Genomic DNA, 11536 nt, shown 5'->3' with positions numbered 1-11536 from the left:
CCGCCGCCGGCTACAACTTCTCCCTCCTGCTCAGGTGGCTGAAGGGGTTTTTGTCGCTCTTGATTGCCCTGCTTCAAATCCGGCCGAAGCCGGTCGCCGCTTAGGGCTCGGATTGTTCACGGTCGACTAGTGAGCACTCTCCAATATGTTAGGCTCTGTCGCAGTAGCGCAACAAGCTCAGTCTTTGGATGGGTGGTATGAGGATGAGACGACTGAATGTGTACAGGCTCAGTCTTTTTATCGAGGCTCTCGTTTTTGTCGTAAGCGCGTTCGGTGCGACGTGGCTTACCAGCTTTGTGAACGCGCCATGGTGGACATATGTGATTATAGCGGCCATCGCTATGGGCATGTTCGTCGCCGTGCGTGGGGTCCTTTCTGAGCCGCAACGTATGGGACTCTTGGCACACAACTCGGCAGCGACCTCTGCGTGAACCCAGACGCCTTGAAAATGTGCCCGATGCGTCCGGATTTTTGGCGGTGATCTTCATCAAATGCGATGAGCTGCAATTTCTGGCGACGGCCACGCTAAGGGCGGGCCTCCAGCACCATGTTGAACGGTGTCTCCGCGGCGCGACGCAATCGCTTGAAGCCGCCGCCGGTCACAACCTTGCGCAGCCTCGCCTCACCGGCCTGGGCTCCAAGCGCGAGCCCGACTTCCTGCGACACGGATGCGGGCGTGCACACGAAAGTGGAAGCGGCATAGTAAACGCGGCCGACGGGATTGAGGTTCGCCGCCAGATGATCATGCGCGAACGGCTCGACGATCATCCACGTGCCGTCCGGCTTGAGCGATCCGTGGACATGGGTGGCGGCGCCCGTCGGGTCGCCCATGTCGTGAAGGCAATCGAAGAATGTGACGAGGTCATAGGTTCCGGGATAGCTCTTGGCGGCCGCCACGTCGAACCGCGTGTTAACGCCGACGCCGGCTACCTCGGCCGCCTTGCGGGCGCGCTCAATCGAAGGGGCATGATAGTCGAAGCCGACGAAGCGCGAATTGGGGAAGGCCTGTGCCATGAGCACGGTCGATGCACCATGACCGCATCCAACATCCGCGACGTCCACGCCGCGTTCGAGCTTCTCGACGACGCCCTCCAAGGCCGGCAGCCAGGAGTCGATCAGATTGGCATTGTAGCCTGGACGGAAGAACCGTTCCGTACCGCGAAACAGACACGCGCTATGATCGTGCCACCCGACGCCCTTGCCGGACTGGAATGCCTGCCTCACCTTTTCTTCATCGAGCCACAGCGCGGACAGGAACTCGAATGCGCCTGCCATGAAGGCCGGGCTGTCTTCATCAGCGAACACCAGCTCTTGCTCGGCGTTGAGATAGAATTTGTCGCTCGCTTCATCGTAGTCGACGTAACCCGCCGCCGCCTGCCCGGAAAGCCATTCCCTTACGAGGCGTTCCTGGGTGCCGGTGCGTGTCGAAAGTTCGGCGGCCGTCATCTTGCCGCCTTCGCGCAATGCCTTGAACAGGCCGAGTCTGTCCCCCAGCAGGACTCCCGCGCCCGTTGCGATCGCACCGAGATCGCCGACCATTTTCCCCAAGAATGCGTCCAACTTTTCCTGATTCGCTTCAGACATCTGAATCTCCCTTTGGGTTCAATCTCTCCAGGCGACGGAGCCGTGCTCGTCATGAGGCGCCTTGAGCATCAGATGCTCGAAGACATGCAGATATCCCCGGCGGCTCATTCCGCGCTGCCGATCCTGCACCAGACCATATGGGTGACGACCGGCGCGGTGGTCGGGAATGACAGCCACCTCCATGCCGTTGAAAAGCAGGAAATCCGTCACTTTGCCCTCGTCGGTAACCGGCGGAGCCGGAGTGGTCGTCACCAGGGCAAGCCCTGTTGCAGCAGGTATCCTTGGGCAGCCTGTCAGAACATCGATGACTCCGGTTGTGGTGCCGGGGTGGGCGATCAGGGGCCAAGTGATTGTTCCGCGGCGGCTGTATGTTGTGGTAAGGTGATCATGCGAACTCTTGTTGGTCGGTCACGTGTTTTGCGGATGACCCGCATGTACTGTGCCAAATGAGAAAACCATTCAAACGCAATCCAGTAGATCTGACTGTATCCGACATTGTCGGAATTTGGACATCGCCGAACGCGAAGCGCTCGGGGCTTGTGACGATACTTGAGCGTGCTGCTTCGGAGGAGGGATGAGCCTCGAACCGGCCGCGAGGCCTTTTTCTGGCAACGGATATTCCGGCCGGGTTAGGCCGCGAGGAAAGCGACGGTGAATAAGAGGTAGAGGACCAACCGTTTTGAGCGGGTAGTTGCCGTGTTGCGCCCCCAGGCAAAGGCCAGCACCACGGAGCAGTATTTCTGGTGGCGATACTACAACGCCTTTTAGTGCCGGTTACCCGTTTTTACCCAGTTGGCCTGGTGCATTCAGAGCGAGCTCGTTGGAAACCGCTTATTGTGGCTATGAGCGAACTCGGGATGGAGGAGTGGACCCAAAAATTGGCAAAATGCCCCAGGGAGGATTACATGGGTCGCTCATTCCCCGTACTCGTTACAGGTGCGCGTCGCTTCGCAAACAGCTTGCTTTTGACTTGGCGTTTTTTGCCGTCTCGGCATCGCTCACTAATTCGGCCGCTGCCGACACCGTGAACTGGCGTCAATTCGAAGGGACCAGCATAACTTGGGCCTACGACATCCACCCCTATGCGGATGCTCTCGCTGCGCAATTTCCGGAGTTCGAGAAGCTGACCCGGCATCAAGGTCACGCCGGAACTCTACCCAGACGATTCTTACTGGAACAAGATGACGATCCAACTGACGACGAAGTCGCCAGCATGGGATGTGTTCGGCACTGGCATTCAGCCCGCGTAGGACCTCGCTCCGAGTGGCGCCCTGGAGCCGCTGGACAAATACCTGAGCGATTGGAAGCTTACCGATGCTGGATACGACTACATTACGTGGACATGATCAAGAAGTGCGCGGCTCCTTCCTTCGCGTCCGGCCGCAGCGCGATGACGATCGACTCAAATATGTTCGGCTTCTGGAACGATGTTGCGGGGAAGCCGGCATCCGGCAAGATCGCCTTCGCTCCGCCGCTGCACGCACCGAGCGCCACGAGCTTGGAGTCTGACATCTGGATCTGGGCTCTCGCCATGAACGCGGCTTCCGAAAAGAAGGGCACGGCCTGGCTGTTCATCCCGTGGGCCACCTCCAAGCAGGTGGCGCTCAAGGGTGCCCTTGCTGGCCAGCTCGTCAATCCGCCGCGCACGTCGACCTGGCAGACGACACCTGGACTAAGTACGCTTCGCAGCCCGAGTTCAACAACTTCGTTGACAGCTTCAAAAAGATACAGGACCAAGCCGCGCTGGCTTTCACACCGCGTGTCGGCTTCGGCGAAGCCATGAACGCATGGGCCGTGGCGATGCAGAAGATGGTAAACGGCGATGACGTCGAGACGACGTTGAGGGCGCTTGCCGAAGAAATCCGCACTGGCCTCTGATCAAAAGGAACAGGGCAGTACTATTGCACTGCCCTGTTCCCGCCAACGGCGGAGATCACGCCGTGTCACCCCAAGCACTTAAACCCAGCGTGCCGATGGCAGCCGAAGGACCTGGCGCGCGCGCCTCGTCCGGTTCGGCTTCGCTGGAGGGGCGTTCCATCGACTGTTTCAGCCTTGCAATCATCCAGGCGCTGGCCAAAAGCCAGATGGAGCGCCGGCTCAGGAACCGGCGCAAAAACTCGAGCCTGCCGGCGCTGATCGAGCTGGTGCTGGCGCGGCCGCTGGTGTCGGCAGGTCTGGTCGCGGCCGAGCTGAAAATTAGCCAGCGCGCTGCGCTCGGGCTGGTGCCGAACTCGGCATCCGTGAGGTGACCGGCAGGGGGCGCTACCGGGCGTGGGACCCCGTTTAGCTGCGGCGGGCTTTGGCGAAAGCGACAGCACTGATGATTTTTGCTGTACGCTCATTCTCCCTCATCTGCGCGTTGACAGAAAACCAGCAGGCGAGGGTCACAGCACGCTGTGCTCCCCGCGATTTCCGGAAAACCAATGAAAAACGACTTTGATCGATCGCGCGGGACGTATCATTCAACCATGTCGAGAACGGGCGTGACGGCACGTACACTATGGACCGAGAGAACTTTGTCTGGCGACTTTGCGCACGCTTGCAAAACTCTTCGGAAAACTTCCTTCTGTTGATCCAATGATCGTAATGAGCTGGAGTGGCATCGCCGCTCTCCTCGGTTCTTGCTCTCTCAGTTGAACTTGATGCTAGCCTGCACGAAAACGCCGTAGCGCTTTGCCTTCCAATCGTCGGCCTGCGGGGAACCACGACCGCCCATTGCCTCTTCGAAATGAGCGGTGCCGTTATTCGCCACGGCCGCAACACCGCCTCGAGCTGGACGCCATGCCCATCGCCGTCTTCGGGAATTAGCTTGATCTTGGGCGCATGTGGTGCTGCTCTTTGCCGTCGAGCCGCGTGAAGAGGAACGCCACGTCACCAGAAAGGCTGAGTCGCTCGGTGAGTTGCGTCTGCCCGGCCAAGCCGAGTCGCAGCGAATGCCAATCGTTGTCCTGGCTGAGAGGTTGACGTAGGTGGGACGGTTGGCACACAGGTTCCCCAGTTGGTCGCCTGCTGCGTGCAACCGAAAGCATCGTAGCTCTCGTGCCAGAAATTGTTGCCAACAAAAGCACCGATGCGGTAGCGCGGTGAGTTCAAGAAATTATATCCAAGATCGGCGGTGAAATAGCTGACGCCGCCCCCGCGCTGATCACTGAATGTGTTTGAGTAGCCCCCCATTTCCGTAAGAAGTCCTCGTCATGAGAAAATCCTCCCTGATGCCGCCCGCACCGAGGAGGCCTTTACGAAAATGCCAGTCGGATTGTGGACTCGAATGCGCGTCTAGATCGTCATAGGTGAGCCGCGAGACCAGTGACGTACCTTTATGATTGTAAAGTTCCTTCGATGCGTTGCCGGTACTGGCCAGTAACGTAGTCCACCCTCGAAGGAAAAGACTGAGGCCGCCGACCCGGCTACCGACGCCGACTCGCAATCACCGGCACTCGACGGCGGTTCGGAACTTCTCGGTGCCGCAGCGCCGGCCAAGCCGGACGGGCCCGGTGAAAAATTCGTCGTCGAGGGCAAGGCGCCCGCTGCTGCGCCCGGCCGCGCCGACGATTTTTCTTGGCCGCCAAGGCGGCAGCCTGCGGCCGGGGCCACAACCGAAACGACCACGGCGATCAGTCCGTAAGCTGCCCGGGGCAGCGGAAGGGCGGAAAGCGCCTTCAGGTGGCCGCACAAGTAGGGTCTCGAGACGGACTCAGCGCGGCAGCACGCTCGATCCCATCAGCGCCTCATCGATGGCGCGCGCCGCCTGGCGGCCCTCGCGGATCGCCCAGACGACCAGCGACTGGCCGCGCCGCACGTCGCCCGCCGCATAGAGCTTTTCGACGCTGGTCCTGTAGTCCCGGTCATTGGCCTCGACATTCTTCGAGCGGCGGCTGTCAATGGCGATCTTCATCTGGCCGGCCAGTTCCGACACCGGCCCGCGAGCGGCTGGCCCGGCAAAGCCGATGGCGATGAACGCGAGATCGGCGCGGATGACGAATTCGGTGCCGGCGATCGGCTTGCGCTTTTCGTCGACTTCGCAGCATTTGACCCCGGTCAGCTGGCCGTTTTCGCCGATGAATTCAAGCGTCGCCACCTGGAATTCGCGCTCGGCGCCTTCGGCCTGCGAGGATGACGTGCGCATCTTGGTCGCCCAGTATGGCCAGACCGACAGCTTGTCTTCCTTTTCCGGCGGCTGCGGCCGGATGTCGAGCTGGGTGACGCGCACCGCGCCCTGGCGGAAGGCGGTGCCGACGCAGTCGGAGGCAGTGTCGCCGCCGCCGACGACGACGACATGCTGGCCGCCGGCGAGGATCGGATGCGACGGCCACGCCACCGACTGGATCGGTTCGCCGCCGACACGCCTGTTCTGCTGCACCAGATAGGGCATCGCGTCATGCACGCCGCCGAGATCGTCGCCGGGAATGCCGGCCGCGCGCGGCGTTTCGGAACCGCCGCAATAAAGCACGGCGTCATGTTCGGCGAGCAGCTCGGCAACCGGCTTGTCGACGCCGACATTGACGCCGCAATGGAAGGTGACGCCCTCGCCCTGCATCTGCTCGATGCGCCGGTCGATATAGTGCTTCTCGATCTTGAAGTCGGGAATGCCGTAACGCATCAACCCGCCGGGCCGGCTCTCGCGCTCATAGACATGGACGTCGTGGCCGGCGCGGCCGAGCTGCTGGGCAGCCGACATGCCGGCCGGGCCGGAGCCGATGACGGCGACGCGCTTGCCGGTCTTCTTCTCCGGCGGATAGGGCCTGATATGGCCGGTCTCGTAAGCCTTGTCGGCGATCGCCTGCTCGACCGTCTTGATGGCGACGGGGATGTCCTCGAGGTTCAGCGTGCAGGCTTCCTCGCAAGGTGCGGGGCAGATGCGGCCGGTGAACTCCGGGAAATTGTTGGTCGAATGCAGGTTGCGGATCGCATTGTCCCAGTCGCCATTGTAGACGAGGTCGTTCCAGTCCGGGATCTGGTTGTGGATCGGGCAGCCCGTCGGCCCATGGCAGAACGGAATGCCGCAATCCATGCAGCGCGCGGCCTGTTTCTCGACCTCTTTGTCGGACATCGGCAGCGTGAATTCGCGGAAATGCCGGATGCGGTCGGAGGCCGGCTGGTACTTGTGCACCTGCCGGTCGATTTCGAGAAAGCCTGTTACCTTGCCCATAGTCCAGTTCCTGCTGTCCAGATGGTGCGCCTGGCGACGCCCTGCAGCTGGATCAGATGGGGCATCCCGTCCACACATGGGCCGCACCAAGTTGCCCAAAATTCGACTATGTACACTTGCCGGGCTCAAAGCTCGTGAGGGGCTCGCCATGCAGCCAGTTCTCGACTCTAATCGAAGGAGCCGGGGACTCCATCTGCAATACCACGTTGCGGTCCAAAGCTATTTCCAAAGGTTTCTGCACGAGCTGGTTTCCTCTCAGAGACGGCACACGGGTTCAGGGAGGAGCGCATCGCTCGTCTTGCCCCATTGAGTGCAGTCACAGTCACTCAGTCTCAAAAGCCATGCCAACGCGCTCAGCGCGCAGTTAGCGCCCATTGCTTCGAAAAACCTCGTCAGTGCCCAGATGTTGGTTGTAATGAACCTGACATTTGTCTGACGCTGTCAGCTTTTGGACACGCGATCACGCGCTTCGTGCCGCCAGATGGCCAGGCCGAGCCCTGTGTTGCCAGCGGTCGCTTCGATGATTGTACCGCCCCGCGCGTGCCACGCTGTTCGGCATTAACGATCATCGACAACGCAATGCGATCCTTGATCGATCCGCCGGGATTCTGGCTTTCGATCTTGACGAAGCGACGACACCTGCCGGTATCGAATCTCTTCAGTTCGACGACCGGCGTCTCCCCAATCAGATCGAGCACTGACAAATGGCGGACGCAGGCGAGAGGACGCCTTTGTCGACGGTCGGCGGAACATCTCGAGGCTCATGCGGCTGCGGTCTCCAGAATGTCGGCATAGTGCCGTTGCGCAATATCGGGATGCGAGCGCAGTCGGCTCTTCAGCAGTTGCGGAACAGGGGATTGTCGGGGTCGCTGGCGGGGCACCCGCTTCGGCAGCCAGTTCAGGCGGCAGGTCAAGAAACCGTATGTCGGCATCAAGCCGCGCGCCGAAGAAGAAGGGAATAGAAACAGTGCCCTTCGAAAGACCCAGGGCGACGGAAATCATTGCATCGGGCGAGTTCATGCGCCTGAAGCAGCGCTGGCTGCAACTGCTTCATAGCGACAGGCGGGCGGAGACTCTAGCGGGGCTTTCGCCGCTTGGTTGATTGAGGCTCTCGACGAAGCCACTAAGATTCGGCGGCCGATAATAGCTTGCTGCTCATTGGGACGCCGACCAACGCCGGGATTGAGAAAGGCAACCCTGCCCCACAAGGCGGGTGTCACACGTGCGGTGCGTCCGCTCGTCGCGCCGGATGGTCTTTGAGACCTGGGTTCACGGCTATTCAGATGCACCCCTGTCGGCTTTTCGGTGCAGGCCGCCAGGCGGCGTGTTGCAGCAGCGGTAATTAGTTTGAGAGCGTGCGAGCACGGGCTGCATAGTGAGATCATTTGCCGGCGTGGGGACCAAGGTGTGGCGCAGCCTTAGAGAACTCAACACCGAGACCGGAGCAACGGAGACGGCTCTTTCGTCGAGACAGTTTAATTGGAAGGCCGAGAAGCACCGGCTGGGTAGCGTCACGCCGCATCATTCTTTGCGGAGCTGGAGCGCGCGGGATCGCTGGAGCGGCTGGTGAAAGCGGTTGCCGGGGCGCACGCCAACAACAACACGTGAGCTGGCGCCTCGTGTGGCAAAAGGAGGGGGCGAGAGCCCATGGCCTGCAATGAAGCGATCAAGCATTGCGATCGTGGAACCAAGCTGCCTAGTCGACCATCCGGACCGCGGCCTTCAAGCCAGCTCGCCTTGGAATCGGCCTTCCAGGAATCACCGTCAAGGCCGACTCACGACCTTTTCGCCATGAGCCGCGAAGAGGGCATTCCGCCGGAAGCCGATGGCTGCCTTCTCTCGTTCATCGACGGCTATGTGGTGAGCGGCCATGTGCCGGTCGGCACGGTCAACAAGCTCTTGACCGAGCGGCCCGACATCAAAGGGCATGACGCTGCCCGGCATGCCGATGGGCTCCCCCGGCATGAGTGGCACGAAGGAAGCGCCCTTCGAGATTCTCGAAATCCGAAAGTCTGACGCGACCGGCGGCATCTACGCCACGGAATAGGAGGCTTCGATGATGGAATGCATGAGCGGCATGATGATGTTCGGCACGGGCCTGGTGTGGCTGCTTGTCGTCGTCGTGCTCGTCCTCGGGACGGCCGCGCTGATCAAATACCTGTTCTCCAGCGGCGGCAAAGGAGAAGGGCGTCGGTCCTCTTATCGATGCGTGGCCGCGGCAGGCCTCGGATTGGTCTGGACATTGCCTTGGCTCGCCAACCGGATGGCCGCGCCCCGGCCGCGGCGATAGCGCTAGGCAAGACGGTTTTAGCCAGGCGAAGGTCAGCGCGATTGGAAAGCCCGCTGCCTTCGGGACGCATGCCGGCGCCGGGACCGGCCGCGGTCGTCGGCGGCGGCTACCAGAGCGACATGCCGGGCTTCGGGAATGTCCTCACCGACGAGGAGATCCGGGCCGTTCTGGCCTTCATCAAAAGCACATGGCCCGAGCGGGAACGCGCCTATCAGGCAGATGAGCCGCCGGGAGCGGGAGCAGACACAGTGAGACCAATCCTAGCCGCGGAGCCCTCGAACGCCCCCAACCGGAATGCATTGTCCATGAAAGCGAAACCGTCGCTTGCGATTCAATTTCTGGCGCTGATCCTCGGGACCTCCGCGCTGGCCCACCATCCGGGCGCCGATCTCGACAAGATGAGGGACAGCGCGGAGAGGTTCTTCCAGGCGATCGACGAGCAGGCCGCGCCGCCTTTCGAACTGGCCGACGCGGACGGAAGGGCCGTCCGCCTTCCGATCTCTCCGACAAGATCGTGGTGCTCTACTTCATGACGAGGTAACCTTGGAAGAAGAAGGCGACGGCCACTGGCGGCAGGATGGCAAGCACGCTGGCCGCAAAAAGCGGCCCATACTCATAGAAGCGGGCCGGTTCTGTCGCAAATCGTGCTTTTGGCCACAACTGGACGCTTTCGCGCGCTTATGGACCAGCTCACATGACAGGGCTCGACGTGCCCCGGGGTGGCGCCCTACTTCCACGCTCGCACTGTCACACTCCCGCCGAAAGGCGGGTTTAGTGAGTTATGGCAGTGACTGTGCCACCAGTCCAAACGTCGAGTTTCGCGGCAACTTCGACGCTTTCCTTAGCTGACTTGCCCAAAACCAGCGCGGCCAAAGCATACTGCTTGCCGCTCCCGATGGCATAATATTCACCTTTCACGGGATCACTTGGCAGCCAATTGCCGTCCAACAATACGGCTTCCCCATTTTTGCGCACTATCAGCGCCTCAAATTCAAAATTGTCGTCGTTGCGCGGCACAGGAATATCAGAAACATCCATGCCCTTCTCAACCCAGTCTCGAACGGCCTTTGGAATACCCAAGGACGAAGAGGAAACGCCGATGAGTGTGCCGTCGCATAAGCGAAACACCTTCGTTTTCTCACCGACGGATACTGAGTCAAAACCCAAGGCTCGGCCGTCGCCAGCCATGGTTCCGTTCCTGTAAGCTATTGTTGTCATTGGCACCCTTCTATCGCTGCATCAAACTTCAGGACCTTGCGCATGTCCCCTGTGTCAAGGTCACTGACCGACGGCCTATTTGCCTGATACACGATACAGGCTGCGCTCCTTGAGTTCGCGCACGGGTGGCCGTCATCTTGCCGCCTTCGCGCAATGCCTTGAACAGGCCGAGTCTGTCCCCCAGCGGGAATGACAACCACCTCCATGTCGTTGAAACGCAGGAAATCCGTCACTTTGCCTCGTCGGTAACGGGCGGAGCCGGAGCGGTCGTCACCGGGCAAGCGCGGTCGCAGTAGGTATCCTGGGCAGCCCGTCAGACATGGATGGCTTCGGTTGTGTCATGCGACTTCTTGTTGGTCGGTCACGTGTTTCCGGATAACCAGCATGCGCTGTGCCAAATGAGAAAACCATTTAAAGTCAATCCAGCAGATCTGACTGTATTCCGACATTGTCGGAAATTGGACATCGCCGAACGCGGGCGCTCGGGGCTTGTGATGATACTTGGGCGTGCTGCTTCGGAGGAGGGATGCGCCTCGTACCGGCCGCGAAGCCTTCCTGCATTTAAGGCGCCAGATCAATTGAACGCGATGCCGGGCAGCGTCGCAGCGGCTAAGCCAGCCACTCGCATTGCTCCCTGACAGGATGGTGCCGATCCTGCTGAGATCGCATGCTGGCGCGACGTTGCTTTGCGGCCACCGTCGCGCCTGCCCGTGAACTGTTCGCGCCTGTGCTCATGCTCGCCTTGACACCCTCGATGGGTCCATCCGGGATGGTCAACCATCCGGAACATAGCGGGCAGGCGGGCATCTTCACCAGCAGTCTCTGTGTCGCTCTCGTGGCGGCAAACAAGATCGAGGCTGGCGGGGTGATGATCAACGGTCCTCGAACCATCGATTTTGATCGCGGTGGCCGTTCAGTGCGTTCAAGCACGAGGCGCCGTTAGACGGCACCGCAGCATCATAGCGAAGTGCCATGCAGGACGACTCCCTGCAGCATCGTCTCGCGCAGCCAAACACTTGCCGGATCACTGTTGTGAACGGCCGGGCGTTTGACGGCCTGTGACGCGAAAAGGCAACGGAAGATCTAGCATTTATGGGGGAAATGTTTTTTCGGAGTGCTTGACCCGCAGGAAGGGCAGGGCATGACTGCCTATCGCCCGACCCGGCAAGGCCGCACTCATGACCGGCTGGGCTCGGTTAATCCTGCATGCCGCGCCCATGAGGTTACTTGTCCGGAGTGCGTCGAGCACAACGAGGAGATGTAGTTCACGATCTTTGAAAAGCGTGGTCAACCAT

General features: G+C 60.7%; 8 protein-coding genes and 7 pseudogenes. 7 read left to right on the top strand and 8 right to left on the bottom strand.

Going from position 1 to position 11536, the window contains the following annotated elements; all coding sequences use genetic code 11:
- Nucleotides 1-525: 525 nt before the first annotated feature.
- Together CK219_RS30890 and CK219_RS30885 are read right to left on the bottom strand one after the other, a co-directional pair.
- Nucleotides 526-1584 (bottom strand): class I SAM-dependent methyltransferase, encoded by a 1059-nt coding sequence (locus CK219_RS30890; protein WP_024504268.1) that lies wholly within the window; start codon nt 1582-1584, stop codon nt 526-528.
- A gap of 57 nt (nt 1585-1641) precedes the next feature.
- Nucleotides 1642-1863 (bottom strand): annotated as a pseudogene (locus CK219_RS30885) (insulinase family protein); the annotation flags it as partial.
- Between the two features lie 1057 nt (nt 1864-2920).
- On the opposite strand from CK219_RS30885, the gene CK219_RS32520 reads away from it, so the two are divergent.
- The 3 genes and pseudogenes from CK219_RS32520 to CK219_RS32515 all read left to right on the top strand — a co-directional run.
- A complete protein-coding gene (locus CK219_RS32520) occupies nt 2921-3367 on the top strand; it encodes an extracellular solute-binding protein (RefSeq protein ID WP_236383562.1) in 447 nt (148 codons plus the stop codon).
- A gap of 157 nt (nt 3368-3524) precedes the next feature.
- Nucleotides 3525-3833, top strand: a complete 309-nt coding sequence (locus tag CK219_RS32775) for a helix-turn-helix domain-containing protein (protein ID WP_236473435.1) — start codon at nt 3525-3527, stop codon at nt 3831-3833.
- Nucleotides 3834-5014: 1181 nt separating this feature from the next.
- A pseudogene (locus CK219_RS32515) lies at nt 5015-5209 on the top strand (DUF459 domain-containing protein); the annotation flags it as partial.
- Nucleotides 5210-5278: 69 nt separating this feature from the next.
- Here the strand turns inward: CK219_RS32515 and CK219_RS30865 are convergent.
- The 4 genes and pseudogenes from CK219_RS30865 to CK219_RS32510 all read right to left on the bottom strand — a co-directional run.
- On the bottom strand, nt 5279-6733 hold the full coding sequence (locus CK219_RS30865) for a glutamate synthase subunit beta (RefSeq protein WP_063169408.1): 1455 nt from the start codon (nt 6731-6733) through the stop codon (nt 5279-5281).
- Between the two features lie 41 nt (nt 6734-6774).
- Nucleotides 6775-6938: pseudogene (locus CK219_RS30860) on the bottom strand (thioredoxin domain-containing protein); the annotation flags it as partial.
- A gap of 278 nt (nt 6939-7216) precedes the next feature.
- Nucleotides 7217-7486 (bottom strand): annotated as a pseudogene (locus CK219_RS30855) (pyridoxal-phosphate dependent enzyme); the annotation flags it as partial.
- 8 nt (nt 7487-7494) lie between these two features.
- Nucleotides 7495-7699, bottom strand: a pseudogene (locus CK219_RS32510) (isopenicillin N synthase family oxygenase); the annotation flags it as partial.
- 801 nt (nt 7700-8500) lie between these two features.
- Here CK219_RS32510 and CK219_RS30845 point away from each other — a divergent pair.
- The 3 genes and pseudogenes from CK219_RS30845 to CK219_RS32770 form a co-directional block, all read left to right on the top strand.
- Nucleotides 8501-8780: pseudogene (locus CK219_RS30845) on the top strand (DUF411 domain-containing protein); the annotation flags it as partial.
- Between the two features lie 9 nt (nt 8781-8789).
- Nucleotides 8790-9023: a hypothetical protein gene (locus CK219_RS32505; RefSeq protein WP_127312611.1), complete on the top strand. Its 234-nt coding sequence runs from the start codon at nt 8790-8792 to the stop codon at nt 9021-9023.
- Nucleotides 9024-9064: 41 nt separating this feature from the next.
- Entirely contained in the window at nt 9065-9556 is a 492-nt protein-coding gene (locus CK219_RS32770; protein WP_244514239.1) for a cytochrome c, read from the top strand.
- A 238-nt stretch (nt 9557-9794) separates the two neighbouring features.
- Here CK219_RS32770 and CK219_RS30830 read toward each other — a convergent pair whose 3' ends face one another.
- Nucleotides 9795-10211, bottom strand: coding sequence for a hypothetical protein (locus CK219_RS30830; RefSeq protein WP_063169404.1), 417 nt, complete (start codon nt 10209-10211; stop codon nt 9795-9797).
- Between the two features lie 697 nt (nt 10212-10908).
- Between CK219_RS30830 and CK219_RS31575 the strand changes: the two genes are divergently transcribed.
- The gene (locus CK219_RS31575; RefSeq protein ID WP_063169403.1) at nt 10909-11184 is read left to right on the top strand and encodes a hypothetical protein; all 276 of its coding nucleotides are present in this window, start codon (nt 10909-10911) and stop codon (nt 11182-11184) included.
- A gap of 147 nt (nt 11185-11331) precedes the next feature.
- Here CK219_RS31575 and CK219_RS32695 read toward each other — a convergent pair.
- Nucleotides 11332-11536: pseudogene (locus CK219_RS32695) on the bottom strand (hypothetical protein); the annotation flags it as partial.

The sequence above is a fragment of the Mesorhizobium sp. WSM4313 genome (genome assembly GCF_002294725.1).
GTDB lineage: Bacteria > Pseudomonadota > Alphaproteobacteria > Rhizobiales > Rhizobiaceae > Mesorhizobium.
The sequence above is the reverse complement of the archived record's forward strand: the minus strand, read 5'-3'. Positions and strand labels throughout refer to the sequence as shown.